The 24,188-nt window shown below is 73.2% G+C and carries 22 protein-coding genes; 10 read left to right on the forward strand and 12 right to left on the reverse strand.

Features of this window, described 5'->3' with window-relative positions; genetic code table 11:
• Nucleotides 1–129: 129 nt before the first annotated feature.
• The 3 genes from AC069K_RS24245 to AC069K_RS24255 form a co-directional block, all read right to left on the reverse strand.
• Nucleotides 130–675 carry a hypothetical protein gene (locus AC069K_RS24245; protein WP_365101918.1) on the reverse strand — a complete coding sequence of 182 codons (546 nt, stop codon included), beginning with the start codon at nucleotides 673–675 and terminating at the stop codon, nucleotides 130–132.
• A 179-nt stretch (nucleotides 676–854) separates the two neighbouring features.
• Nucleotides 855–1,619, reverse strand: coding sequence for a bestrophin-like domain (locus tag AC069K_RS24250; protein ID WP_478619706.1), 765 nt, complete (start codon nucleotides 1,617–1,619; stop codon nucleotides 855–857).
• 55 nt (nucleotides 1,620–1,674) lie between these two features.
• Nucleotides 1,675–2,241, reverse strand: a complete 567-nt coding sequence (locus AC069K_RS24255; protein ID WP_478619709.1) for a hypothetical protein — start codon at nucleotides 2,239–2,241, stop codon at nucleotides 1,675–1,677.
• A gap of 228 nt (nucleotides 2,242–2,469) precedes the next feature.
• Between AC069K_RS24255 and AC069K_RS24260 the strand changes: the two genes are divergently transcribed.
• The 3 genes from AC069K_RS24260 (at nucleotide 2,470) to AC069K_RS24270 (ending at nucleotide 6,662) form a co-directional block, all read left to right on the forward strand.
• Nucleotides 2,470–3,441: an SCO0930 family lipoprotein gene (locus tag AC069K_RS24260; RefSeq protein ID WP_478619712.1), complete on the forward strand. Its 972-nt coding sequence runs from the start codon at nucleotides 2,470–2,472 to the stop codon at nucleotides 3,439–3,441.
• Nucleotides 3,442–3,678: 237 nt separating this feature from the next.
• Nucleotides 3,679–4,491, forward strand: coding sequence for an SAM-dependent methyltransferase (locus AC069K_RS24265; RefSeq protein ID WP_365101907.1), 813 nt, complete (start codon nucleotides 3,679–3,681; stop codon nucleotides 4,489–4,491).
• A complete protein-coding gene (locus tag AC069K_RS24270) occupies nucleotides 4,488–6,662 on the forward strand; it encodes a putative bifunctional diguanylate cyclase/phosphodiesterase (protein ID WP_478619715.1) in 2,175 nt (724 codons plus the stop codon). Before AC069K_RS24265 ends, AC069K_RS24270 begins: the two co-directional genes overlap by 4 nt.
• A 16-nt stretch (nucleotides 6,663–6,678) precedes the next feature.
• On the opposite strand, the gene AC069K_RS24275 is transcribed toward AC069K_RS24270, so the two are convergent.
• Nucleotides 6,679–7,566 (reverse strand): LysR family transcriptional regulator, encoded by an 888-nt coding sequence (locus AC069K_RS24275; RefSeq protein ID WP_358834533.1) that lies wholly within the window; start codon nucleotides 7,564–7,566, stop codon nucleotides 6,679–6,681.
• 82 nt (nucleotides 7,567–7,648) lie between these two features.
• On the opposite strand from AC069K_RS24275, the gene AC069K_RS24280 reads away from it, so the two are divergent.
• The 3 genes from AC069K_RS24280 to AC069K_RS24290 are packed head-to-tail and all read left to right on the forward strand — an operon-like array spanning nucleotide 7,649 to nucleotide 11,076.
• Nucleotides 7,649–8,356 (forward strand): succinate dehydrogenase, encoded by a 708-nt coding sequence (locus AC069K_RS24280; RefSeq protein ID WP_358834534.1) that lies wholly within the window; start codon nucleotides 7,649–7,651, stop codon nucleotides 8,354–8,356.
• Nucleotides 8,357–10,324, forward strand: a complete 1,968-nt coding sequence (locus AC069K_RS24285; protein WP_478619721.1) for a fumarate reductase/succinate dehydrogenase flavoprotein subunit — start codon at nucleotides 8,357–8,359, stop codon at nucleotides 10,322–10,324.
• A complete protein-coding gene (locus AC069K_RS24290) occupies nucleotides 10,321–11,076 on the forward strand; it encodes a succinate dehydrogenase/fumarate reductase iron-sulfur subunit (protein WP_358834536.1) in 756 nt (251 codons plus the stop codon). The genes AC069K_RS24285 and AC069K_RS24290 overlap by 4 nt, the downstream gene beginning before the upstream one ends.
• Nucleotides 11,077–11,141: 65 nt before the next feature.
• Here AC069K_RS24290 and AC069K_RS24295 read toward each other — a convergent pair whose 3' ends face one another.
• The 3 genes from AC069K_RS24295 to AC069K_RS24305 form a co-directional block, all read right to left on the reverse strand.
• Nucleotides 11,142–11,816 carry a hypothetical protein gene (locus tag AC069K_RS24295; protein ID WP_478619725.1) on the reverse strand — a complete coding sequence of 225 codons (675 nt, stop codon included), beginning with the start codon at nucleotides 11,814–11,816 and terminating at the stop codon, nucleotides 11,142–11,144.
• Nucleotides 11,817–12,016: 200 nt separating this feature from the next.
• On the reverse strand, nucleotides 12,017–14,428 hold the full coding sequence (locus AC069K_RS24300) for an ATP-binding cassette domain-containing protein (protein WP_478619728.1): 2,412 nt from the start codon (nucleotides 14,426–14,428) through the stop codon (nucleotides 12,017–12,019).
• A 10-nt stretch (nucleotides 14,429–14,438) separates the two neighbouring features.
• A complete protein-coding gene (locus AC069K_RS24305) occupies nucleotides 14,439–15,458 on the reverse strand; it encodes an LLM class flavin-dependent oxidoreductase (protein WP_478619731.1) in 1,020 nt (339 codons plus the stop codon).
• 47 nt (nucleotides 15,459–15,505) lie between these two features.
• Here AC069K_RS24305 and AC069K_RS24310 point away from each other — a divergent pair, with 47 nt between their 5' ends.
• Nucleotides 15,506–15,994, forward strand: a complete 489-nt coding sequence (locus AC069K_RS24310) for a phosphatase domain-containing protein (protein ID WP_358834540.1) — start codon at nucleotides 15,506–15,508, stop codon at nucleotides 15,992–15,994.
• A gap of 34 nt (nucleotides 15,995–16,028) precedes the next feature.
• On the opposite strand, the gene AC069K_RS24315 is transcribed toward AC069K_RS24310, so the two are convergent.
• Complete coding sequence (locus tag AC069K_RS24315) at nucleotides 16,029–16,250, reverse strand: dodecin (protein WP_358834541.1); 222 nt, start codon at nucleotides 16,248–16,250, stop codon at nucleotides 16,029–16,031.
• A gap of 228 nt (nucleotides 16,251–16,478) precedes the next feature.
• Between AC069K_RS24315 and AC069K_RS24320 the strand changes: the two genes are divergently transcribed.
• Nucleotides 16,479–17,744, forward strand: coding sequence for an extracellular solute-binding protein (locus AC069K_RS24320; RefSeq protein ID WP_478620043.1), 1,266 nt, complete (start codon nucleotides 16,479–16,481; stop codon nucleotides 17,742–17,744).
• On the opposite strand, the gene egtD is transcribed toward AC069K_RS24320, so the two are convergent.
• The 4 genes from egtD to egtA are packed head-to-tail and all read right to left on the reverse strand — an operon-like array spanning nucleotide 17,722 to nucleotide 22,053.
• Nucleotides 17,722–18,720 carry an L-histidine N(alpha)-methyltransferase gene (gene egtD / locus AC069K_RS24325; RefSeq protein ID WP_478619736.1) on the reverse strand — a complete coding sequence of 333 codons (999 nt, stop codon included), beginning with the start codon at nucleotides 18,718–18,720 and terminating at the stop codon, nucleotides 17,722–17,724. The two genes, AC069K_RS24320 and egtD, sit on opposite strands and share 23 nt — an antisense overlap.
• Nucleotides 18,693–19,472: an ergothioneine biosynthesis protein EgtC gene (egtC, locus tag AC069K_RS24330; RefSeq protein WP_365101878.1), complete on the reverse strand. Its 780-nt coding sequence runs from the start codon at nucleotides 19,470–19,472 to the stop codon at nucleotides 18,693–18,695. The genes egtD and egtC overlap by 28 nt, the downstream gene beginning before the upstream one ends.
• Nucleotides 19,472–20,803, reverse strand: coding sequence for an ergothioneine biosynthesis protein EgtB (gene egtB, locus AC069K_RS24335; protein ID WP_478619739.1), 1,332 nt, complete (start codon nucleotides 20,801–20,803; stop codon nucleotides 19,472–19,474). Before egtB ends, egtC begins: the two co-directional genes overlap by 1 nt.
• On the reverse strand, nucleotides 20,800–22,053 hold the full coding sequence (gene egtA / locus AC069K_RS24340; RefSeq protein ID WP_478619742.1) for an ergothioneine biosynthesis glutamate--cysteine ligase EgtA: 1,254 nt from the start codon (nucleotides 22,051–22,053) through the stop codon (nucleotides 20,800–20,802). Before egtA ends, egtB begins: the two co-directional genes overlap by 4 nt.
• A gap of 134 nt (nucleotides 22,054–22,187) precedes the next feature.
• Between egtA and AC069K_RS24345 the strand changes: the two genes are divergently transcribed.
• Together AC069K_RS24345 and AC069K_RS24350 are read left to right on the forward strand one after the other, a co-directional pair.
• A complete protein-coding gene (locus AC069K_RS24345; RefSeq protein ID WP_478619745.1) occupies nucleotides 22,188–23,012 on the forward strand; it encodes a TIGR02452 family protein in 825 nt (274 codons plus the stop codon).
• 102 nt (nucleotides 23,013–23,114) lie between these two features.
• Nucleotides 23,115–24,155, forward strand: coding sequence for a glycosyl hydrolase family 18 protein (locus AC069K_RS24350; protein WP_478619748.1), 1,041 nt, complete (start codon nucleotides 23,115–23,117; stop codon nucleotides 24,153–24,155).
• The last annotated feature ends 33 nt before the right edge of the window (nucleotides 24,156–24,188 follow it).

Raw genomic sequence — 24,188 nt, forward strand, 5'->3', positions numbered from 1 at the left:
AAGGGGGGGGGGACATACCAGACCCACACAACCCCAAAAAAAAAAACACACCCTCGTCTCACCCCGCCCCGGCCAGGACTCGGGACGACCGGCGGTTCGCGGCCGTTCCTGGGGGGCGGGCCGGGTCCCTTACTGGTCGCGGCGGCGCAGATAGAGCATGAGACCGCCACCGGCCGCGGCGACGAGCGCGAGGCCGATCGCGATCTCGCCCATGTCGACGCCCTGCGAGGTGCCGCCGACGCCGCCCCGGGTACCGCGCGAGGGGGCGGTGGTGGTGCTGATGGTGGGCGTGGCGGTGGGCCGCAGGGTCGGGAAGCCGCCACCGGAGATGGTGAGATCGGTGGTTCCCCGCTCGCCGGCGCACATGAACGTCACGGTGTAGGTGGCACCGCGCCTGGCCTGGAAGTCGACCTGGGCCGTCGTGGAGCTGTTCGGCGAGATGGTCACCGTGTTGAAGACGCCGGAGGAGGCGGTGGCGGTGGAGGGGCACCCGGTGACGTTGAGCGTGACCGAACCGCCGGGAGCGACGGTGGACGGGGTCACGCTGAAGCCGAACGACGTGATGGTACTGCCGTGCGCGCCACCGCCGTCGGCGGCCAGAGCTGTCGCGGGGGCGGCGAGGGAGATCGCCGCGGCGCCGAGCAAGGTGGCGGATGCGATGCGTATCGCGCCCATGGACAATCCTCCGGGTCCCCGAGGAGCACCGCGGAACTGGTTTCCGCACCATGCGGGAAATGCACCTCGATGCCCGACACGCTAGGAGCGGGGGGCTCCGGTCGCGATCGGTGTCCGGCGAATGGGGCATGCGGTTCCCCCACCCGGCGGACCCCCCGGGGTGTCGCCGGGCGCCCGGCTCAGTCGAACAGGTGGGGGAAGAGGTCGTGGAAGGGGGCCGCGGTGGCCGAGAGGCCCCGGCCGAAGGGGGCGTCGAAGTCCCAGATCAGGAAGAGCAGGAAGGCGATGAGCACGCTGAAGAGCCCGGCGAGCAGGAGTTCGCGCCCGGTGCGGCGGATCTGGAGCGTGAAGATCAGGCCGACGGTGACCACGGCCCCGGTGATCAGCCCGAACCAGACGACCCCCGGCATCGTCGCCCCGGCGCCCTGCCCCCGTGTCGTGCGGGCCTCGTCGACGGCCGCCACCTGGTCGACCAGTGGCTGGTAGGCCTGCGCCTCGTGGTCGTTGGCGGGCTGGTAGGCCGTGACGTCCCGGCGCAGCCGGTCGAGCAGGACCGTCCCCCTGTCGCCGAGCTCGCCCTTGACCTCCATGTGGTGCCACTCGGCGTGGACGACGTAGGTGACGTAGGAGTCGACGTCGGCGCGGATGCGCTCGCGCACCGGGGCCGGGTAGACCTGGACGCGTTCGCTCACCTCGTGGAGCGCCTGCGCCTCCTGGCGGACGGTGTCCGAGGCCGCCCCGCGGGCTTCCCAGACGCCCGCGATGGCGAGACCGAGGACGATCGCGTACACCACTCCCATCATCATCGTCATGTACTCCATGACGTCGGGGGTCTGGGAGGGGTCGTCGTCCTCGCGGATGCGGCGGTGGTTGACGACGACGATGGTCAGCACGACGGCGCACGCGGCGGCCATCGCGATGGCGAGGACGATCCAGTCCTTCAAGGGGTACCTCCGGCGGGGGAGCGTGGGACGGCGCGGGCGCGCCGGGGGCCGACGGCTAGTGGGAGCGGGGGCGCAGGACCGCGACGGCGACCACCGCGGGCGCGGTGATCAGCAGGGTGAGCGTCACCGGGGAGAGCCCCTGCGAGGGCTTCTTCCGCGGCGGCCTGCGGTAGGCGGGCAGGGCGACCGGACGCGGCCGCGGCGGTGCGGCCGAGGGGCTCGGCGGTACGGGCGCGGGCGGCGGCGGGGGAGCGGGCGCGGGCGGCGGTGGCACCGCGGGCCGCACCGGCGCCGGCTTCGGGGGCGGCGGCGCGGGCGGCACCACCGGCGGAGGCACCGGCCGGGGCGGGGCCGGGGGCGGCGGCGGTGGAGCGGGCGGGGGTTCGGGCACCGGGGGCTTGGGCGCGGGCGGTTTCGGCGGCGGCGGTTTCGGTGTGGGGGGCGGAGGCGGGGGCGTGCAGACGCCGCCCCCCGCGACCGCGACCGCCCAGTCGTCCCCCGCGCCGCCCGAGACCGAGGCGTACGCGCAGGCGTCCGCGCGCGCGGACGGCGCGGGGCCGGCCAGCAGCAGGGCGAGGGCCGCGGCCGAGAGCAGCCGCTGGGCCAGGTGGGGTACGTGCACGCCGAGGATCATCCGGCCCCGCGCGCGGTTCGGCCATGAGACGGGCACGGATTCGCCTGATGGGGGGAGGTTGGCCCGCTTTGCGTTTGGAACCGCCCGGGGCGATTTAGCGCGGGCGGGAAAATTCTTTCGCAGGCGTTGAACGCCCGGGGGTCCCTGACGCGTACCTAGAGCCATGAAAGGCGCACCCCAGGCGCCACAACCAGCAGAGGATCAACGGGAGTTGACATGGCAACCTGGCGCAACGCCTCGCTCGCGGTGACGGCGGCGGCAGTACTGGCACTCACGGCGACGGCGTGCGGTCAGGACAAGGGAAGTGCCTCGCCCAAGGGCCAGTCGGTCGGCAACGCCGCCCCGGCGGCCGGCAGCGGCACCGGCTACGGATACGGGGACGGCGGCTACGGCTCGGCGTCCGGCTCCACCTCCCAGACGGCCGCCAAGGCGGCCGGGCAGCTCGCGGTGTGGGACAGCAAGGAACTCGGCAAGGTGGTCACCGACAGCGCGGGCTTCACGCTCTACCGCTTCGACAAGGACACCGCCAGTCCGCCCAAGTCGAATTGCGACGGCGACTGCGCGAAGCTGTGGCCGGCCGTGCCCGCGGGCAGTGCCGTCGCCCCTCCCGGCACCGACGCCGGCCTGATGGGCGAGGTCACCCGCACCGACGGCACCAAGCAGCTGACGATCGCGGGGTGGCCGATGTACCGGTACACCAAGGACACCAAGCCCGGCGACGCCACCGGGCAGGGGGTGGGCGGCACCTGGCACGCCGCGGCCCCCGACGGCAAGAAGGCGACGGCCTCGGCGGACAGCTCCGGCGCCGGGGAGCAGGCACCCAGTCTGCCGGGTCTGTCGGTCCGCGACGACGCCAAGCTCGGCAAGATCATCGTCGACGCCCGGGGGATGACCGTCTACCGGTTCAAGAAGGACTCCGCCTGGCCCATGAAGTCGGCCTGCACCGGTGACTGCCTCAAGAAGTGGCCGGTGGTCGCGCCCGTAGAGAAGAAGAACACCGAGGGCATCATCCAGAAGGGCTTCGTCACCTTCGACCGACCCGACGGCATCAAGCAGCAGTCCATCAACTGCTGGCCCGTCTACACCTACTCCGGCGACAGCAAGCCCGGCGACACCAACGGCCAGGGCGTGGGCGGCACCTGGTGGGCCGTGTCGCCCGAGGGGAAGCTGATCGCCACCGCCAAGTAAGCGCCCTCCCCAGGCCGTCGGCCCGTCACCGTGTCCCCCGCGCGGTGGCGGGTTCGACGTGTGTTCCGGCCGGACCGGGGCGTGTTCCGGACGATGTGACCGAACTTGTGTGTGACCAATAACGGATCGGCATTTTCCGTTTTTACTCGCCCTCCTGCCGGACGATCAGTAGCCTCAGCTCGAACACTGACCATGCACATGGCCATCACACGCCGCGGCGAGCTGTTGGAGACATAGATGGAGCGTCCTGCCTGGGCCCCTACGGGCATCGACATCTCGGTGCCGAGTGTGTCCCGCATCTACGACTACTACCTGGGCGGATCGCACAACTTCGAGGTGGACCGGGAAGCCGCGCGCAAGGCCATGGAGTTCATTCCGGGGCTGCCGAAGGTGATGCAGGCCAACCGTGCCTTCATGCGGCGGGCGGTCCGCTTCGCCCTGGACGAGGGCATCACGCAGTTCCTGGACATCGGCTCCGGCATACCGACCTTCGGCAACGTCCACGAGGTCGCCCAGAGCGCCGTCCCCGGCGCGCGGGTCGTCTACGTCGACCACGACCCGGTGGCCGTCGCGCACAGCAGGGCCGTCCTGGAGGGCAACGAGCAGGCGGCCGTGGTCGCCGCCGACCTGCGCAAGCCCCAGGACATCCTCTCCAGCCCCGAGGTCACGGACCTGCTCGACCTGGACCGGCCGGTCGCGCTGCTCCTGGTCGCCGTCCTGCACTTCGTGGAGGACGCCGACGACCCGCGCGCCGCCGTCGCGGAGCTGCGCGACGCGCTCGCCCCCGGCAGCATGCTGATCCTCACCCACGCCGCGTACGAGGGCATCCCGCTCAGCGAGGACCGGGCCGGCGGCGCGGTGGGCGTCTACCGCACCATCCGCAACCCGCTGGTCATGCGCACCAGCGAGGAGATCGCCACCTTCTTCGACGGCTTCGAGATGGTCGCGCCCGGTCTGGTGCAGATGCCCATGTGGCGTCCGGAGAACTCGCCGGAGCAGGAAGACCCGTACGCCTTCTCGGGGTTCGCCGGCGTGGGACGCATAGCGTGAGCACCCCGGCCCACGCGGACGGGCAGCCCGTCGATCCCGACGGTCCCGAGTCCCGGCTCAGACGGTTCGCCACGATCTGGAGCCGGGCCATCTTCCCGGTGACGGCCACGTCGCTGACCCGGCCCGAGTTCGAGCGCCATCTGCTGCCGCTGGCCCGCCGGCTCATCGAGGCGCTGCACCGCCGCCACTTCGACCCGGCGCCCGCGCAGGAGATCGGCGCCGCCCTGGTCGGCGCCCACTGCACCGACCCGGACGCGCTCAGCCGCACCCTCGGCGTGGTCGACTCCTACCTCGTCCTGTACTGCGGTACGGGTGGAGAGCTGCGGGCGGAGGAGGCGCGGGCCCGCTGCGCCCGCCTCCAGCACGCGCTGGCCGCCGGGTTCGCCCAGGCGCTGCGCGAACGCACCCTGCGCGAGCAGGAGGCCATCGCCCGCTCCGCGCTCAGCGCGCGCAGCGCCGCCGAGGAGGCCCTGCACACCACCGAGGCCCGGTTCCGCGCGATCTTCGAGGGCGCCGCGGTCGGCATCGGCATCGCCGACCTCGAAGGCCACGTCCTGGAGGTCAACGAGACCCTCACCCGGATGTTCGGCGGCGTCGAGGGGCAGATCCGCAGCCGCAACGTCAGCGAGTGGGTGCACCCCGAGGACGCGCCGCAGGTCTGGAAGCTGTACGAGGAGCTGGTCCGGGGCGAGCGCGACCACTACCGGGTCGAGAAGCCGTACTACCGGGGCGACGGCACCGTCCTGTGGACCAATCTCACGGTCTCCCTGCTGCGCGACGCCGAGGGCCGCCCGCAGTACCAGCTCGCCCTGCTGGAGGACACCACCGAGCGGCGGCTGCTGAACCTGCGGCTGCGCTACGAGGCCACCCATGACGCGCTGACCGGGCTGCCCAACCGCACCCTGTTCTTCGAGCGGCTCGACAAGGCGCTCTCGGCGGGCGAGGGCAAGCGCTTCGGGCTCTGCTACCTCGACCTCGACGGCTTCAAGGCGGTCAACGACAGCCTCGGCCACTCGGCGGGCGACCGGCTCCTGGTGGAGGTCGCCGACCGGCTCCAGAGCTGTGCGACCGGGCCCGGCGAGATGGTGGCGCGGCTCGGCGGCGACGAGTTCGTGGCCCTGACCACCGGCAGCGACACCCTGCGCGAGGTCGACGAGCTGGCCTCCCGCATCCTCCACGTGCTCTCCGCCCCGATCCGCCTGGAGGGCCGCGAGATCTCCGTGCGCGGCTCGATCGGCGTGGTGGAGGGCCCGGCGGGCGAGCGCGGCCCGGCGGAGGTGCTGCGCAGCGCGGACATCACCATGTACCGGGCGAAGGCCGCGGGCGGCAACCGCTTCGAGCGGGCCGACCCGGAGGCCGACGCCCGGGCGATCACCCGGCACGGGCTGACCAACGCGCTGCCGGCCGCGCTGGAGCGCGGGGAGTTCTTCATCGAGTACCAGCCGCTGGTGCACCTGGTCGACGGCAGTGTCCACGGGGCCGAGGCGCTGGTGCGCTGGTCGCATCCGCAGCACGGGGTGCTGGGCCCGGACCGCTTCATCCCGCTCGCCGAGCACACCGGTCTGATCGTGCCGCTGGGGCGCTGGGTGATGGCGGAGTCCGTACGCCAGGCCAGGTTCTGGCAGGAGCGCCACCCGGGCTCCCGGGCGCGCGGACCGCTGCGGGTGAACGTGAACCTGTCGCCCACCCAGCTGCACCACCCGGGCCTGGTGGCCGACACGGTGGAGGTGCTGGAGCGCTCCGGCCTGGAGCCGGGCGCGCTGTGCCTGGAGGTCACCGAGTCCGCGCTGATCGGCGCCGACGACGACCTGCTCAAGCCGCTGCGCCAGCTCGCGGACATGGGGGTGGACATCGCGCTCGACGATTTCGGCACCGGCTACTCCAACCTGGCGAACCTGCGCCGGCTCCCGGTGAGCGTGCTGAAGCTGGACCGTTCGTTCACCCAGTCCATGCAGCAGCACCCGGCCGACCCGGTCGACATCAAGATCGTCGAGGGGATCGTGGCGCTGGCCCACAGCCTGCACCTGGCCGTCACCGTCGAGGGGGTGGAGACCGGGGCGCAGGCCGAGCAACTGCGCGAGCTGGGCTGCGACACCGCCCAGGGCTGGTACTACGCGCGTCCGGGCGCCCCGGACCGCATCCACTCGCTGGCCCTCACCGACGCCGTCTGACCCCTGCCCGCCGGGGTCAGGTCCCCACCCCGAGCAGGACCTGCCGGAGTTCGCGCGCGGCGCGCGGCGGGTCCACGTCGCTGCGGTGGGCCAGCGCGATCGTGCGGCGCAGCCCCGGGCGGGCCAGCGGGGTGACCCGCAGGTCGCGGCCCGCCCGGGCGGCCACCATGCTCGGCACCACCGCGATGCCGAGCCCGGCCCGGACGAAGCCGAGCACGGCGTCCATCTCGCCGCCCTCGACCGTGAAGACCGGTTCGAAGCCCTCGGCGCGGCAGGCGGCGACGGTGAGTTCACGCAGGTCGTAGCCGTGCCGGAACATGACGAGCGGGGCGTCCCGCAGATCGCGGACGTGGACGCGGCCGTCGCTGCCGGGGGCCGGTTCGGTGGCGGCCGAGACGACCACCAGGTCCTCGTGGATGAGCTCGACGGTCCTGAGCGCCGGGGAGCCGGGCGGCAGGGGCAGCACCACCAGGGCGAGATCGAGGGCCCCGCGCGCCAGCTCCCGTACCAGGTCGTGCGAGCCGCCCTCCTCGATCAGGAGCTGGATGCCCGGATGGCGGTCGTGGAAGGCGCGCAGCACGTCCGGCAGCAGACCGGTGCACAGGCTCGGGGTGGCGCCGAGCCGGACCCGGCCGCGCCGCAGCTGGGCCAGCTCCTGCACCTCGATACGGGCGGTGTCGGCGTCGGCGAGGATGCGGCGGGCCAGCGGAAGCAGCGCCTCGCCCGCGTCCGTCAGGGCGATGTTGCCCCGGGCGCGGCTGAACAGTTCGGCGCCCAGCTCCTTCTCCAGCGCCCTGATCTGCTGGGAGAGCGAGGGCTGCGAGACGTGGACCCGCTCGGCGGCGCGGGTGAAGTGGCGGGTCTCGGCGACGGCCACGAAGTACAGGAGCTGCTGGAACTGCATGGGACCACGATAGGTCATGACTATCGGAATGAGCGTATCCATGTCTTGGACCTCTCGCTGTCGCGCCCCTAGCGTCTACGGCATGGCTCTGGCAACGCGGACGGACCGAAAACCGTCGCTGACGCGCACCGTGTGGGACTCGACCGTCGGCAAGAAGACGGTCATGGCCGTCAGCGGTCTGATCATGCTGACCTATCTGGCCGTCCACATGTTCGGCAACCTCAAGATCTTCTTCGGCGCCGGCGACTTCAACGGGTACGCGCACTGGCTGCGCACCGTCGGCGAGCCGTTCCTGCACTACGAGTGGGCGCTCTGGATCATCCGGGTGGTGCTGGTGGCCGCCGTCGTCGCGCACGCGGTCTGCGCCTACCAGCTGAGCCGGCGCGATCTGCGGGCGCGCCCCGACGGTTACGTCCACAAGCGCCGCCGCGCGAGCTACGCCACCCGCACGATGCGCTGGGGCGGCGTCATCCTCGGGCTGTTCATCGTCTGGCACATCCTGGACCTGACCACCGGGACCGCGCACCCCGGCGGCTTTCAGTCCGGGCACCCGTACCAGAACGTGGTCGACACCTTCTCCACCTGGTACGGCAACACCGTCTACATCGTGGCGATGCTCGCCCTGGGCCTGCACGTCCGGCACGGCCTGTGGAGCGCGGCCCAGACGCTGGGCGCCGGCAGCGCGGCCCGTGACCGGTTCCTCAAGACCCTGGCCAACGCCCTCGCGCTGGTGCTGACCGCCGGCTTCGTCGCCGTCCCCGTCGCCGTCATGACCGGAGTGGTGAGCTGAATGACCTCGCACACCGACCACACCGCCTACACCGACTACACGCTCGGTGACCCGATCGCCGACACCAAGGCGCCCCCGGGCCCCGTCGCCGAGCGCTGGGACACCCGCCGCTTCGAGGCGAAGCTCGTCAACCCGGCCAACCGCCGCAAGCACACCGTGATCGTCGTCGGCACCGGGCTCGCGGGCGGCTCGGCGGGCGCCACCCTGGCCGAACAGGGCTACCACGTGGTCCAGTTCTGCTTCCAGGACTCCCCGCGCCGCGCCCACTCCATCGCCGCGCAAGGAGGCATCAACGCCGCCAAGAACTACCGCAACGACGGCGACTCCGTCCGGCGCCTGTTCTACGACACCGTCAAGGGCGGCGACTTCCGGGCCCGGGAGTCCAACGTCCACCGCCTCGCGGAGATCTCCGTGGAGATCATCGACCAGTGCGTGGCCCAGGGCGTGCCCTTCGCGCGCGAGTACGGCGGGCTCCTCGACACCCGCTCCTTCGGCGGCGTCCAGGTCTCCCGCACCTTCTACGCGCGCGGCCAGACCGGCCAGCAACTGCTGCTCGGCGCCTACCAGGCGCTGTCGCGGCAGATCGCCGCGGGCAACGTCGAACTGCACGCCCGCACCGAGATGCTGGACCTGGTCGTGGTGGACGGCCGGGCGCGCGGCATCGTCGCCCGCGACCTGGTCACCGGCCGGATCGACACCTACTTCGCGGACGCGGTGGTGCTCGCCACCGGCGGCTACGGCAACGTCTTCCACCTCTCCACCAACGCCATGAACTCCAACGCCACCGCGGTGTGGCGGGCCCACCGGCGCGGTGCCTACTTCGCCAACCCCTGCTTCACCCAGATCCACCCCACCTGCATCCCGCGCACCGGCGAGCACCAGTCCAAGCTGACCCTGATGAGCGAGTCGCTGCGCAACGACGGCCGCATCTGGGTGCCGAAGGCCAAGGGCGACACCCGCCCGGCCGCGCGGATCCCCGAGGACGAGCGCGACTACTACCTGGAGCGGATCTACCCCTCCTTCGGCAACCTCGTCCCGCGCGACATCGCCTCGCGCGCCGCCAAGAACGTCTGCGACGAGGGACGCGGGGTGGGCCCCGGCGGCCAGGGCGTCTACCTCGACTTCGCGGACGCCATCGCGCGGATGGGACGGGACAAGGTCGAGGAGAAGTACGGCAACCTCTTCGAGATGTACGAGCGGATCACCGCCGAGAACCCGTACGAGGTGCCGATGCGGATCTACCCGGCCGTGCACTACACGATGGGCGGGCTGTGGGTCGACTACGACCTCCAGACCACCGTTCCCGGTCTGTTCGCGATCGGCGAGGCCAACTTCTCCGACCACGGCGCCAACCGGCTCGGCGCCTCGGCCCTGATGCAGGGCCTGGCCGACGGCTACTTCGTGCTCCCCGCCACCATCAACGACTACCTGGCGCGCCATCCGCACCTGGAGCCGGTCACCGACGAGCACCCGGCGGTCGCCGAGGCCGTCGCGGAGACCGAGGACCGGCTGCACCTGCTGCTCGCCGTCGGCGGCGACCGCACCCCGGACTCCTTCCACCGCGAACTGGGCGAACTCATCTGGGAGTACTGCGGGATGGCCCGCACCGAGGAGGGACTGCGCAAGGCCCTGGAGCGCATCCCGCGGATCCGGGAGGAGTTCTGGCGCCGCATCAAGGTCCCCGGCACGGGTGAGGAGTTCAACCAGTCCCTGGAGAAGGCCAACCGGGTCGTCGACTACCTGGAGCTCGCCGAGCTGATGTGCCTGGACGCGCTGCACCGCGCCGAGTCCTGCGGCGGCCACTTCCGCGAGGAGTCCCAGACCCCCGAGGGCGAGGCGGCCCGGCGCGACGAGGAATTCTCCTACGCCGCCGCCTGGGAGTTCTCCGAGACCGGCGCCGCCCCCGTCCTGCACAAGGAAGACCTCGTCTTCGAGTACGTCCACCCCACCCAGCGGAGCTACGCATGAAGCTCACCCTGCGCGTCTGGCGGCAGAAGAACGCCGACGCCGACGGAGCGATGTCCACCTACGAAGTGGACGGCATCTCGGCCGACATGTCCTTCCTGGAGATGCTCGACACGCTCAACGAGGAGCTCATCCTCTCCGGAGAGGACCCGGTCGCCTTCGACCACGACTGCCGCGAGGGCATCTGCGGCGCGTGCAGCCTGGTCATCAACGGCGACGCGCACGGGCCCGAGCGGACCACCACCTGCCAGCTGCACATGAGGGCCTTCCGCGACGGCGACACCATCGACGTCGAACCGTGGCGGGCGGCGGCCTTCCCGGTCGTCAAGGACCTGGTGGTGGACCGCTCGGCCTTCGACCGGATCATCCAGGCGGGCGGCTACATCAGCGCCCCGACGGGAGCCGCGCCCGAGGCGCACGCGACCCCGGTGCCCAAGCCGGACGCCGACTTCGCCTTCGAGCACGCCGAGTGCATCGGCTGCGGCGCCTGTGTGGCGGCCTGCCCCAACGGCTCGGCGATGCTCTTCACCTCGGCCAAGGTCAACCATCTGAACGTCCTGCCGCAGGGCGCGCCCGAGCGCGAGACCCGGGTGCTGGACATGGTGGAGCAGATGGACGCGGAGGGCTTCGGCGGCTGCACCCTCACCGGCGAGTGCGCCACCGCCTGCCCCAAGGGCATCCCGCTGCCCTCCATCGCGGCGATGAACAAGGAGTGGCTGCGCGCGACCAGGAAGGCGCGCCGGGCCGGCCGCTGAGGCGGGACGCGGCGAGTGGGCCCCGGGCCGTGGGTCCGGGGCCCACCCGCCGGTGTACGGACGGATCAGCCCGTCACGGTGATCTGCTGGGCCGGGTCGGTGGTGTCCGTGACGTCGTAGGTGGCGGAGAAGGTGGCCGTCTGGTCGCCGGTCGGGCAGAGGAATCCGCCCGTTCCGGTGGCCGCCACGGGCGCGTTGGCGATGGCGAGCCTGGACGGGGCCCCGTTGGTCCAGGTGCCGTTGACGCTGCTGGGGCCGCTGGGCGAGGCGGTGAGCGTACAGCTGGCCAGACCACTGGTCCTGATGACGACCCCGGCTTTGGGCATGGTGAGCCCGGCCGCGACGGGCGAGCCGTTCTGGGCCGAGATGCTCCAGGCGCCGTTGGTGGCGTTGCTGGTGACGGTCACCCCGACGCCGAAGATGCTGGTGGTGCAGCCGCTGAAGGTCGGCGGGCTGATGGTGGCGGAGACCGGCCCCGCGGCGTTGTGGTTGCCGGGGGCGGCGGGGACCTTGTTGGTGGCCGGTCCGGTGGGAGCGGAGACGGAGACCGTACAGGTCATGGTGGTGGTGCCGGCGGTGAAGACGGCCTTGCCGCTGAGCTTGGCGGTGAAGGAGTGTCCGGCCGGGTTCACGGTGGTGGGGCCGGGGGCGGCGGCGCCCGCGGCGGTGGTGGCGCCGAGGGCGAGGGCGGCCGCGGCGCCCAGGAGGGCGGCGGGCGCGCGGAATCTGCGGGTTGCCATGGGGGGCTCCTCGATCGAACGGCTTCGATGGTGTGGGGGTGCGAGGAGGAACGGGGGTGACGTCATACCCTGGTGAACTTGAGGGTAAGTCCGCTTTCCGGGACCGAACAGGCGCTCCTACGCCAGGAATTGACGGATCGTCAGCTTGCTGTCCGGGGCGGATCTGCTACTGATCGCGCCCCGGATCCCCGGCGGCCCCGTCAGCCGCCGAGCGCCCTCGCCAGATACGGGGCCGTGCGTCCCGCCCCCGCCGATGCGACCTCGCGCGGCGGGCCCGCCGCCACGATCCTGCCGCCCGCGTCGCCCCCGCCCGGCCCGAGATCGATCACCCAGTCCGCGCCCGCCACCACCGTCATGTCGTGCTCGACCACCACCACCGAGTGGCCCGCGTCGACGAGGCCGTGCAGCTGGCGCAGCAGCACCTCGACATCGGCCGGATGCAGCCCGGTCGTGGGCTCGTCCAGCAGATAGAGCGTGCGCTCCCGGCGTCCGCTTCCCCGGGCTCCCGGCTTCGCCCGGGCAGGGGAGGCCCCGCGGAGCTCGGAGGCCAGCTTGATGCGCTGGGCCTCTCCGCCGGACAGCTCGGTGGCGGGCTGCCCCAGGCGCAGATACCCCAGGCCCACGTCGAGCAGCGCGCGCAGACTCCGGGCCGCGGCCGGGGTGTCCGCGAAGAACTCCGCCGCCGCCTCCACCGTCAGGTCCAGCACCTGCGCGATGGTCAGTCCCCGGTGGGTGACCTCCAGCGTCCGCGGGTTGTACCGGGCCCCGTGGCAGTCCGGGCAGGGCGCGTACGTACTCGGCAGGAACAGCAGCTCCACCGAGACGAACCCCTCGCCCTGGCAGGTCTCGCAGCGCCCGCCGGGCACGTTGAAGGAGAACCGGCCCGCCTTGTAGCCGCGCGCCCGCGCCTCCTCGGTGGCGGTGAAGAGCCTGCGGACGACGTCGAAGAGGCCGGTGTAGGTGGCCAGGTTGGACCGGGGCGTCCGGCCGATCGGCTTCTGATCGACCGTCACCAGCCTCTCCACGCCCGGGAGCCGGTCGGTCACCTCGCCCAGCAGGGTGGACTTGCCCGAGCCCGACACACCCGTCACGGCCGTGAAGACGCCCAGCGGCAGCTCGGCCGTCAGGCCCCGCAGATTGTGCCGGGTCACCGGCCCGACCTTGAGCCACCCGGACGGCTCGCGCACCGCGCGGACCGGGGCGGGCCCGGTGTCGAAGAGGAAGCGCCGGGTCTGCGAATCGGCGACCTCCGCCAGCCCCTCCGGCGGCCCGCTGTGCAGCACCCGGCCGCCGTGCTCACCGGCGTACGGGCCCACGTCCACCAGCCAGTCGGCGTGCCGCATCACATCGAGGTGGTGCTCGACGACGAACACCGAGTTCCCGGCCGCCTTCAGCCGGTCCAGGACCGTGAGCAGGGCCTCGGTGTCGGCCGGGTGCAGCCCCGCCGACGGCTCGTCCAGCACGTACACCACCCCGAAGAGCCCCGACCGCAGCTGGGTGGCGAGCCGCAGCCGCTGCAACTCCCCGGCGGAGAGCGTGGGCGCGGTCCGGTCGAGGCTGAGGTAGCCGAGGCCGAGTTCGATGACCGGGCCGATCCGGCCGAGCAGGTCGGAGGTCAGCACCTCGGCCGTGGGGCCGCCGTCGGCCGAGCGCAGCAGCTCGGCGAGGGCGTCCAGGGGGAGCGCGGCCAGCTCCGCGATGGTCCGGCCGGCGAAGGTGACCGCGAGGGATTCCGGCCGCAGCCGGCTGCCGCCGCAGACGGGGCAGTCGGTCGCGGTCAGGAAGCGCTCGGCCTTGGCGCGCAGCGCCGCGCTCCTGCTCTCCGCGAACGTCTTCATCACATAGCGGTGCGCGCTCATGTACGTGCCCTGGTAGGGGCGCTGGATGCGGTTCGCCTCGCGCACCGGGTGCACGGTGACCACCGGCTGCTCGTCCGTGAACAGGATCCAGTGGCGGTCCCGCGCCGCCAGCTCGCGCCAGGGCCGGTCGACGTCGTGGCCGAGGGCGTCGAGGACGTCCCGCAGGTTCTTGCCCTGCCAGGCGCCCGGCCAGGCCGCGATCGCGCCCTCGCGGATGGACAGCGAGGGGTCGGGGACGAGCAGGTCCTCATCCGTCCGGTGGACCCGGCCCAGACCCTGGCACTCGGGACAGGCCCCGGCCGTCGTGTTGGGCGAGAAGGCGTCGGAGTCCAGGCGCGCGGCGCCCGCCGGGTAGGTGCCCGCGCGGGAGAACAGCATCCGCAGCGAGTTGGAGAGCGTGGTGACCGTGCCCACCGAGGAGCGCGAGGTCGGGGACGAGCGCCGCTGCTCCAGCGAGACGGCGGGCGGCAGCCCCGTGATCTCCGCGACCTTCGGCGCGCCCACCTGGTGGATGAGGCGCCGCGCGTAGGGCGCCACCGACTCGAAGTAGCGCCGCTGGGCCTCCGCGTAGATCGTCCCGAAGGCCAGCGAGGACTTCCCCGACCCGGAGACACCGGTGAAGACCGCCAGGGCGTCCCGGGGGACGGCCACGTCGACACCGCGCAGATTGTGCTCGCGGGCGCCGGTGACCCGGACGAAGAGGTCGTGGGCCTGGCCGGTCGGGTCCGTGGCGGGTCGCGCGGGGCTTCGCATACCGGAAATCCTAGGCGGACGCGCTGGTCAGACCCGCGACCCGGGCCAGTCGACGGTAGGAGTCCAGCAGGGCGGCGCGGTCGTACGTGCTCGTGGTGACCAGGTACTCGTCGGCCGCGCTGCGCGTCAGCAGCTTCTCCAGGGCGCTCTCGACCTCGTCCTCGGTGCCGTGGATCTGGCCGTGCAGGGCCTCCTCGAACAGGGCGCGCTCGCGCGCGGTCATCGTCAGCGTCCCGATCTCCTCGGCCGGGGAGAGCGGCGGGAACGCGCCCCGGGTGCGGGAGTACGCCGTGGACCACGCCTCGGACAGCAGGACGCGGTGGGCCTCCTCGGTCGTGGCCGCCACCGCGACCGTGCCGGAGAGCACCACGTACGGCCGCTCGCTCCAGGCGGAGGGCCGGAACGCCGCGCGGTAGTCGTCGATCACCCGCAGCATCGCGTCCTCACCGCGTACGGCGGCGATGACCAGCGGCAGCCCCGCCTCCGCGGCGAGCCGGGCGCCCTGGCCGGTGGCGAGCACGAACGCGGGGACGCGCAGGCCCTCGGCCGGGCGCGCGTGCACCTGCGGGTGGACCCGCTGCGTACCGTCGAAGTAGCCGAGCAGTTCCGTCAGCCGCTCCGGGAACGCGTCGGCGTCCTCCTTGCCGTGGCCCAGTGCCCTGCGGATGCCGTCGGTGAAGCCGACCGACCGGCCCAGGCCCATGTCGATCCGCCCGGGGAAGAGCGACTCCAGCACACCGAACTGCTCGGCCACCACCAGCGGTTGGTGGTTGGGGAGCATCACGCCGCCCGTGCCGACGCGGATGGTGGAGGTCGCGGCGGCGACGGCGGCGGCGAGCACGGTCGGCGCGGAGCCCGCGACCCCGGGCACGCTGTGGTGCTCGGAGACCCAGAAGCGGTGGTAGCCGAGCCGCTCGGCCTCGCGGGCGAAGGCCACGGTGTCCCGCAGGGCCCCGGGGCCGTCGTGCCCCGCGCGGATACGGGAGCGGTCCAGGACGGAGAAGCGCGTCGACGCGATCACTGAGCTCACACAGGCGTCAACGTCCTCGCGGCGCCAGGATTCCCTAGGGTGGGCGCATGACGCGGAACAGCAGGCCACTGGCCGTATTCGACCTCGACGGCACGCTCGCCGACAGCGGCCACCGCCAGCACTTCCTGGAGGGCGCCCGGCGCGACTGGAACGCCTTCTTCGCCGCCGCCCCGGCCGATCCGCCGCTGGCCCGGGGCATCGCGCTGTGCCTGGCGGCGGCCGAGGAGTGCGAGGTCGTCTACCTCACCGGCCGGCCCGAGCGCTGCCGCCGGGACACCCGGGCGTGGCTGGCCGCCCAGGGGCTGCCGGACGGGACGCTCCACATGCGGCCCGACGCCGACCGCAGGCCCGCCCGGACCACCAAGCTGGAGCTGCTGCGCCGGCTGGGGGCGGGACGCGAGGTGCGGATGCTGGTGGACGACGACGAGCTGGTGTGCGACGCCGCCGAACGGGCGGGCTTCCCCGTCGTACGGGCGCGCTGGGCGGTTCCCACCGAGACGCTGAAGGACGCGCAGGAGCGGGAGGGGCGGACCTGAGCGGCCGCGACCGCGCGGCCCGCCCCGGGTCCGGTCAGACCTCCTGGTCGTCGTCCAGCCGGAAGCCGACCTTCAGGCCCACCTGGTAGTGCTCGACCCGCCCGTCGGCGATCTGGCCGCGCACCTGGGTGACCTCGAACCAGTCCAGGTTGCGCAAGGTCTGCGCCGCGCGGGCGACGCCGTTGCGGATGGCCTGGTCGACGCCCTCCGGGGAGGTGCCGACGATCTCGGTGACGCGGTACGTGTGGTTGGACATGGAGGTGCACTCCTCTTCGTCGCGTCCCTCCACCGTGCCCCACCTCGCGCCGGTTCGCGAGACGTCGGCGCCGGAGTCGGTTGCGTAACGGGGCTTGACCCGCCCATTGGTACAGACCAAAATCGGCCGCACCCGAACTAGCCAACCGCCCCTTCCCCGGAAGAGCCGTCTGCGCTTTCCCCACGTCGGGTCATGACTGCCCGTGCCGTGACGCAGAAGGTGACCTCCGTGAAGAACCGCTTCCTCCATGCCCTCCTCCATGCCCCCGTCGTGTTCCTCACGGCCCTCGCGCTCGGCGGCTGCGGCGCGCTGCCGGGCGTCGGCGGGGACTCCACCACCACCGTCACCGTCTGGCTGATGAAGGACAGCGCCTCCGACGACTTCATCAAGCGGTTCACCGAGACCTTCGAGAAGGAGCACCGCTCGGTCCGGCTCGACGTACGGATCCAGGAGTGGACGGGTGTCGGGCAGAAGGTGAGCGCCGCCCTCAAGGCCGGTGAGGCGCCCGACGTCATCGAGGTCGGCAACACCCAGGTCTCCCAGTACGCGGCCAGCGGCGGACTGCTCGACCTCACCCTGGAGTCGCTGCGCGACTGGGGCAGCGCCGACTGGCTCCCGGGCCTGGCGGAGCCCGGCCGGGTCGACGGGGTGCAGTACGGCATCCCCTGGTACGCGGCGAACCGCGTCGTGATCTACCACAAGGACCTGTTCCGGGCGGCGGGCATCACCCGGGCCCCCCGGACCCGCGCCGAGTGGCTGAGCGACACCGAGAAGCTCAACACCGGCGCCACCCAGGGCATCTACCTCGCGGGACAGGACTGGTACACCCTCGCCGGGTTCGTCTGGGACGAGGGCGGCGAGCTGGCCCAGGAGAGCGCGGGGGAGTGGACCGGGACCCTGGACACACCCGCCGCCCTGCGCGGCATGGACTTCTACCGCAGGCTCCAGGCGCTGGGCAACGGCCCCAAGAACGCCGACGAGGCCACGCCCCCGCAGGCCGAGGTCTTCGCCAGGGGCGGTGTCGCCCAGATCATCGCCGTCCCCGGCACCGCCAAGGCCATCCAGAAGGCCAACCCCGCCCTCGCCGGCAAGCTCGGCTACTTCCCCGTCCCCGGCAAGACGGCCGCCGCGCCCGGCGCGGTCTTCACCGGCGGCTCGGACCTGATCGTGCCCAAGCGGTCCGCGCACCGCACCGAGGCCGTGGAGGTGGTCAAGGCGCTCGCGGGGGAGAAGTGGCAGCGGGACCTCGCCGCCGCCATGAGCTACGTACCGAACAAGCCCGCGCTCGCGGCCGCCGTGGAGAACCAGGCGGGCGCGGCCGCGATGGCGCGGGGCGCGGCCCGGGGCCGGGCCACGCCCAACTCGCCCCAGTGGGCCGCCGTCGAGGCCGACAACCCCATCAAGCCGTACATGACCGCCGTGCTCACGGGAGCCGACCCGAGGACGGCGGCCAGGACGGCCTCCAGGCGGATCAGCTCGCTGCTGTTCCCGTGACGGCGCCGCCGAGGACGGCGAGCGACAGCGCGAAGCGGCCGTCGGCGTCGGTCCACCAGTGGGTGGCCGTCAGCCCGGCGGCCGCGAGCTCCGCCCGTACCCCCTCGGGGCGGAACTTCGCCGAGATCTCGGTGCGCAGCTCCTCGCCCTCCTCGAAGCGGACCACGAGGTCCAGTTCGGGGATCTTCACGGTGAGGTCGGCGCGGGCCCGCAGCCGCATCTCGATCCACTCGCGGTCCGCGTCCCAGCGGGCCACGTGCGCGAAGTCGTCGAGGTCGAAGTCGGCGCCGAGTTCGCGGTCGATGACGGCGAGGACGTTCTTGTTGAACGCGGCCGTCACCCCCTCCCGGTCGTCGTAGGCCCGTACCAGGACCGACTCCTCCTTCACCAGGTCGGTGCCGAGCAGGAAGCTGTCGCCCGGCTCCATCGCCGCGGCCACCGAGGCCAGGAACCGCGCGCGCTCGGCCGGCAGGAGATTGCCGATCGTGCCGCCGAGGAAGACCACCAGCCGCGGTCCGGGCGTCGCGGGCAGGTCGAGCGGCCGGGTGAAGTCGGCGATGAGCGCGTGCACGGCGAGCGCCGGCCGCTCCTCGATCAGCGCCGCGGCGGCCCCGGTCAGCGCGCTCTCGCTGACGTCCACCGGGATGTACGTGAGCGGATCCGGCAGCGCGTCGAGCAGCAGCCGGGTCTTCTCCGATGAGCCGGAGCCCAGCTCGACCAGGGTGCGGGCCTCGGAGGCCGCCGCGATCTCGGCGGCCCGCTGGTCGAGGATCTCCCGCTCGGCGCGGGTGGGGTAGTAGTCGTCGAGCCGGGTGATCTCCTCGAACAGCTCGCTGCCCCGGGCGTCGTAGAACCACTTGGGCGGCAGGGTCTTGGGGTCCGCCGTCAGCCCGTGCAGCACGTCGGCGCGCAGCGCGGCCCCGGTGGCGTCCTCGGGCAGGGTGCGGGTCAGCTGGAACGGGCGGGACTGGTGCACGAGGAGGGCTCCTTGAGGGGGGTCAGGACAACATCGGTACGGGTCGCGGCCAGCAGCGTGCGGTCGGGGACCTCGTGCCAGTGCGGATCGTCGTCGTAGGGCTCCGAGGCGACGACCGTGCGCTCGCCCGGCCGGGCCAGGTACCACAGGGTGTCGCCCCAGGCGGTGGCGGCGATGCTCACGCCGTCGGTGAGCAGCAGGTTCAGCCGGGAGTCCGGGGCCGCGGCGGCGACCTCGGCCACCGTCTCGGCGAGCGCGCGGCCCATCTCGTCGCCCGCCCGCAGCCGGTGCAGCAGCAGGGCCCACACCAGCGCCGAGTCGCAGCGGGCCTCCAGCCGCAGCAGCTCCTCGGCGGGCAGGGCGGCGGCAAGGTCCGCGAGCGAGCCGGGCCAGCCCCGTACCGCCCCGTTGTGGCTGAACAGCCAGGGCCCGGCGGCATAGGGGGCGGAGGCGGCCTCGTTGTCCGGGCCCGGCTCGGTGGCGTCCCGTACCGCCGCGAGCAGCGCGCCGGTGCGCACCACACGGGCCAGGTCCGCGAACGAGGGGTCGGCCCAGATCGGCCCCGGCCGGCGGTAGCGGCCCGGTACGGGGTCGCCCTCGGCGTACCAGCCGACGCCGAAGCCGTCGGCGTTGACCGTGCCGTGCCGCTGCCGGCGCGGCGCCCAGGACTGGCGGTACAGCGCGTGCGGCGGGCTCACCAGCAGCTCACCGAGCGGAACGGGCGCACCCAGGAACGCTATGTGACGGCACATCAGGCATCCCTCGCGGTCCGGAACCCGGCGAAGATCTGCCGCCGCACCGGAAGGTCCCAGTTGCGGAAGGTGCCCCGGCAGGCCACCTGGTCCACGGCGAACGAGCCGCCGCGCAGCACCTTGTGGTCGGGCCCGAAGAACACCTCCGAGTACTCGCGGTAGGGGAAGGCCACGAAGCCCGGGTACGGCATGAAGTCGCTGGACGTCCACTCCCACACGTCCCCGATCAGCTGCCGCACGCCCAGCGGGGACGCGCCCGCCGGATAGGCGCCCGCGGGGGCCGGACGCAGATGGCGCTGGCCGAGGTTGGCGTGGTCGGAGGTGGGGTCGGCGTCGCCCCACGGGTAGCGGCGGGAGCGGCCGGAGGCCGGGTCGTACCGGGCCGCCTTCTCCCACTCCTCCTCGGTGGGCAGCCGCCGCCCGGCCCAGCGGGCGTAGGCGTCCGCCTCGTACCAGCTGACGTGGAGCACCGGCTCGTCCTGCGGTACGGGCTCGGTCACCCCGAACCGGCGGCGCAGCCACTGGCCGCCCTCCCGGTGCCAGAACAGCGGGGCGGTGAGCCCGTGCCGGCGCACCATGGCCCAGCCCTTCGGCTCCCACCAGCGCTCGTCGGTGTAACCGCCGTCCTCGATGAACCGCAGATAGGCGCCGCAGGTGACCGGGGTGGTGTCGAGGTGGAAGGCGGGGACGATGCGGTGGTGGGCGGGACGCTCGTTGTCCAGTGCCCAGGGCTCGGCGGAGGTGCCCATGGTGAACGGGCCGCCCGGGACCAGGACTTCCTCCGGCAGGTCCGCGGTGGAGCCGCCCGGCGGCTCGGGCGCGGAGAGCGCGGCCGGGCCTCTGCGGAGCTGATGGGTGATCAGCATGGTCTCGTCGTGCTGCTGTTCGTGCTGGGCGACCATCCCGAAGGCGAATCCCGCGTCGACGAGGCGGGGGCCGCCCTCCAGCGGGGTGGACTCCAGGACGTCCAGCGCCCGGCCGCGCACCTCCGCCGCGTACCGGCGCGCCTCGGCCGGGGAGAGCAGCGGCAGCGAGGGGCGGGCGGCGCGCGGGTGCTCGAAGGCGTCGTACAGCGAGTCGATCTCCGGGCGTATCGCGTCCCGCCCGGCGACGGCCCGCAGCAGCCACTGCTCCTCCTGGTTGCCGATGTGCGCCAGGTCCCAGACCAGCGGCGACATCAGGGGGGAGTGCTGGGCGGTGAGGTCGTGGTCGTCGACGCAGGAGGTGAGGGTGGCGGTGCGCGCCCGGGCGGCGGTGAGGGCCGTCAGGGCGCGCCGGCGCAGCGCCTCGGGGTCGGTGGCGTCCGCTCCGGTCGGTTCGGGGGCGGTCATGAGGAGGATTCCTTCCCGGGGGCGGGCGCGGACGGGAGGTCCGCGGGGGAGAGGCCCCGTACGACATGGCGGTCCGTGAAGGCGGCGACCGCCTCGTGGACCTCGGTGGTGGCGCCGAGCCGGGGCAGTGCCTCCAGCGCGGCGGCGAAGCAGGTCCCGGCGGCCTCCCGCAGCTCGGGGTCGGCGAGCCCCGCGCGCGCGGCGTCGGCCCAGAGCGGGTTGCGCGGCGCGGGCGCCGAACCGGCCCGCTCCGCCAGGGACTTGACCGCCCGGTAGGCGGTCTCGGCCGCCTCCTGGTCGTCGAAGAGCGCGGTGGTCACGGCGAGCGGGACGATCCAGCCGTCCTCGCCGGGCTGCGCGTCGATCATGCGCAGCTCCAGGTGCCCGCGCGGCCGCACCGGCGGGAAGAGCGTGGTCAGGTGGTAGTCGAGGTCCTCGCGGGTGGCCGGGCGCGGCTCCGCGGTGCGCAGCCACTGGCGGAAGGTGAGCCCCTCGGGCGCCTGCCACGCCGCGCCGTCGGAGCGCACGCACATCACCGGCGCGTCCAGGACGTGCGCGGCCCAGGCCGCCCGGGGCTCGGCGTCCAGCGGCGGCGCGAGCGCCCGTACCGGGTCGATGTCGGTCCACACCGCCTGCCGGGAGGAGCGCCAGCCGGTGGTTCTGCCCTCCTGGCGGGGGGAGTTGGCGAAGGCGGCGACCAGGACCGCGCCGAGGAGGTGGGCCATGCGCCAGCGGCGTCCGAAGCCGAGCGGGCCCGGCTCCTCGTACCCGGCGTCGAGGCAGACCTGGACGGAGGCGGAGGCGCACATCATGGCCCGTCCCGCCGGTCCCGTCCGGTCGAAGTGGGCTTCCATGGCGTCGTAGCGGGGATCGTGCAGGAAGCGGCGCGGCGACTGCCACGGCTCCTGGCCGAGTCCGGTGAGGGTGAGGTCCCTGGCGCGAAGAGCGGCCCGGACGGCGCGGAGATCGGCCGCCACGGAGTCGACGCACTCCATGAGGGAACCGGCGGGCAGCGAGCTGAGCTCCAGCTGGCCGCCGGGTTCGACGGTGAGTGCCGACCGCAGGGGCAGCGCCCTCAACGAGGCGTAGGCGGCGGCGAGTCGGTGGTGCGGAACGGGCAGACGTGGGTCGTGGAGATCATGGACCAGCCACTCCACTTCGACCCCGACGGCCCGAGGTGGACCGGTCTTGAAACAGATGCATCGAAGCAGATCGTCCGCTTCCGTTTCGGTGAACTGTCTGGTCAGCATGGTCGCTTCCCCCACGCGGGAACGTTTTCGGTGCACTGTCCCACCTAAGCCACTGCCGTCTTCTCGCACAAGAGTGCCCATCCGGACGGAAAGTATGTTGCGGGAGTGTTCTCCTGGCGTCAACGATGCTAAATATGAGTGCACGACTGCGCGACCTCGCGCGCCACACCGTGGAGATCACCGAAGCCGGAGCGTACGAGACGCCCGGCGGGTCCACGGTCACGATCGCCGCCCGGGTGGCGGCGGCCGTCGAAGGAACCCGTCTCTTCGGTCCCGGCCCGGTGCCCGTGACGCCCGGCACCGACGGCTCCAGCGTATGCGCGGTGACCGGCGAGAGCAGCCTGGAGGCGGCCCGGCGCCTGGTGGACGAGGGCCCCGGCGAGGTCGCCGTGCTGAACTTCGCCTCCGCGCGCAACCCCGGCGGCGGCTTCCTGAACGGGGCGCAGGCCCAGGAGGAGGCGCTGTGCCGCTCCTCCGCGCTGTACCCGACGCTGCTGCGGGCGCCCGAATTCTACGAGCACCACCGCGCCGACCGCGATGTCCTCTACACCGACCGGGTGATCCACTCGCCCGGGGTGCCGGTCTTCCGCGACGACCGGGGCCGCCTCCTCGACGAGCCGTTCCGGGTCGGCTTCCTGACCTGCCCCGCGCCCAACGCCGGAGTGATCCGCCAGCGGGCCCCGCAGGACGTGGACCGCATCGCCCCGGCCCTCGCCCGGCGCGCGGAGCGCGTCCTGGAGACCGCGGCCCACTGCGGCTACCGGCGGCTGGTGCTCGGCGCCTGGGGCTGCGGCGTCTTCCGCAACGACCCGGCGCAGGTGGCGGGCGCCTTCCACGCCCATCTCACGGGCGGCGGCCGCTTCGCCCGCCACTTCGACGAGGTGGTCTTCGCGGTCCTGGACCGCACGGCCGGCCGCGCGACCCTGCGGGCCTTCGAGGAGGTGTTCGCGGCGGCGTGACGGCCCCGCCGCGCCCGCCGGGGGTGAGCGCGGACCCCGCGATTGCGCTGGACGGCGCAGCGGAGGCGCGCCCCCGGGGCGGACGGCGGCCAGGCTCGGAGCATGATCGTCCGAGCCCTCGCGGCGCTGCTCTGCGCCGTCCTCGCCGTCCTCGCCGCGCCCCCGCCCCGCGCGGCCGCCGAACCCGCGCCGCCGCCCCGGTCCGTCTCCGCCTGGCTGCCGTACTGGGACCAGGAGGGCGCCTACCAGGACGCCCTGCGCCACGCGGCCCAGCTGCACACCGTCAGCCCGTTCTGGTACCAGGCGGTCGGCGCCGAGCGGATCGACGGGCATCCGGGCGCCGGCGCCCAGCGTGTCATCGACGGGCTGCACGCGGCCGGGATCGCGGTGGTGCCCACCGTCATGGAGACGATGAAACCCGGCGTCCTCGCCGCGATCCTCACCGACCCGGACCGCCGCGCCACCCACATCACGGCCCTGCTCACGGTGGTGGGCAGCCGCTCCTACGACGGCCTCGACATCGACTACGAGTCCATCGCCCCGACCGGCGACGCCGACTACCCCGCGGTGCGGGCGGCCTACGCCGCCTTCATCGGCGAGCTCTGCGCCCGTCTGCACGCCCTCGCCAAGAAGTGCGTCAGCACCGTCTCACCCCAGACCGCGACCACCGGCCGCGTCTGGGACTACGCGGCGCTCGGCCGGGCGGCCGACCGGGTGCGGATCATGGCGTACGACCGGCACTGGTCGGGCGGCAGCCCCGGCCCGCTGGCCGGCGTCGACTGGTACGAGGACATCCTGCGCCGCGCCACCGTGCTGATCCCGCCCGACCGGATCGAGATGGCGCTGCCCGCCTACGGCTGGGACTGGCCCGCCTCGGGCGGCGGCCGGGCCCGGCACGTCACCTGGCGCGAGGCCGAGGCCCTGCGCACGGCGAAGGGTGCGCCGTATCAGCTCGACCCCGTCTCGCAGACCCCGCACTTCAGCTACCAGGACGGGGACACGGCCCGCGAGGTCTGGTACCAGGACGCCCGGGGCGTCGAGGCCGATCTGCCGGTCCTGGCCCGCTACGGCGTCCGCACCACCTCCCTGTGGGCCCTGAACTTCGAGGACCCGGCCGTGTGGCCGGTGCTGGCGAGGACCTGAGAGCCGGTTCGAAGACAGGGCGTCCACCGGTCC

The sequence above is a fragment of the Streptomyces sp. NPDC043908 genome, from assembly GCF_056435525.1.

What these genes read in the sequence shown, in the direction of transcription:
- AC069K_RS24245 (WP_365101918.1), bottom strand. Translation starts at nt 675, where the DNA reads ATGGGCGCGATACGCATCGCATCCGCCACCTTGCTCGGCGCCGCGGCG.
- AC069K_RS24260 (WP_478619712.1), top strand. Translation starts at nt 2,470, where the DNA reads ATGGCAACCTGGCGCAACGCCTCGCTCGCGGTGACGGCGGCGGCAGTA.
- AC069K_RS24265 (WP_365101907.1), top strand. Translation starts at nt 3,679, where the DNA reads ATGGAGCGTCCTGCCTGGGCCCCTACGGGCATCGACATCTCGGTGCCG.
- AC069K_RS24275 (WP_358834533.1), bottom strand. Translation starts at nt 7,566, where the DNA reads ATGCAGTTCCAGCAGCTCCTGTACTTCGTGGCCGTCGCCGAGACCCGC.
- AC069K_RS24280 (WP_358834534.1), top strand. Translation starts at nt 7,649, where the DNA reads ATGGCTCTGGCAACGCGGACGGACCGAAAACCGTCGCTGACGCGCACC.
- AC069K_RS24285 (WP_478619721.1), top strand. Translation starts at nt 8,357, where the DNA reads ATGACCTCGCACACCGACCACACCGCCTACACCGACTACACGCTCGGT.
- AC069K_RS24290 (WP_358834536.1), top strand. Translation starts at nt 10,321, where the DNA reads ATGAAGCTCACCCTGCGCGTCTGGCGGCAGAAGAACGCCGACGCCGAC.
- AC069K_RS24295 (WP_478619725.1), bottom strand. Translation starts at nt 11,816, where the DNA reads ATGGCAACCCGCAGATTCCGCGCGCCCGCCGCCCTCCTGGGCGCCGCG.
- AC069K_RS24300 (WP_478619728.1), bottom strand. Translation starts at nt 14,428, where the DNA reads ATGCGAAGCCCCGCGCGACCCGCCACGGACCCGACCGGCCAGGCCCAC.
- AC069K_RS24310 (WP_358834540.1), top strand. Translation starts at nt 15,506, where the DNA reads ATGACGCGGAACAGCAGGCCACTGGCCGTATTCGACCTCGACGGCACG.
- AC069K_RS24315 (WP_358834541.1), bottom strand. Translation starts at nt 16,250, where the DNA reads ATGTCCAACCACACGTACCGCGTCACCGAGATCGTCGGCACCTCCCCG.
- egtC (WP_365101878.1), bottom strand. Translation starts at nt 19,472, where the DNA reads ATGTGCCGTCACATAGCGTTCCTGGGTGCGCCCGTTCCGCTCGGTGAG.
- egtB (WP_478619739.1), bottom strand. Translation starts at nt 20,803, where the DNA reads ATGACCGCCCCCGAACCGACCGGAGCGGACGCCACCGACCCCGAGGCG.
- egtA (WP_478619742.1), bottom strand. Translation starts at nt 22,053, where the DNA reads ATGCTGACCAGACAGTTCACCGAAACGGAAGCGGACGATCTGCTTCGA.
- AC069K_RS24345 (WP_478619745.1), top strand. Translation starts at nt 22,188, where the DNA reads ATGAGTGCACGACTGCGCGACCTCGCGCGCCACACCGTGGAGATCACC.
- AC069K_RS24350 (WP_478619748.1), top strand. Translation starts at nt 23,115, where the DNA reads ATGATCGTCCGAGCCCTCGCGGCGCTGCTCTGCGCCGTCCTCGCCGTC.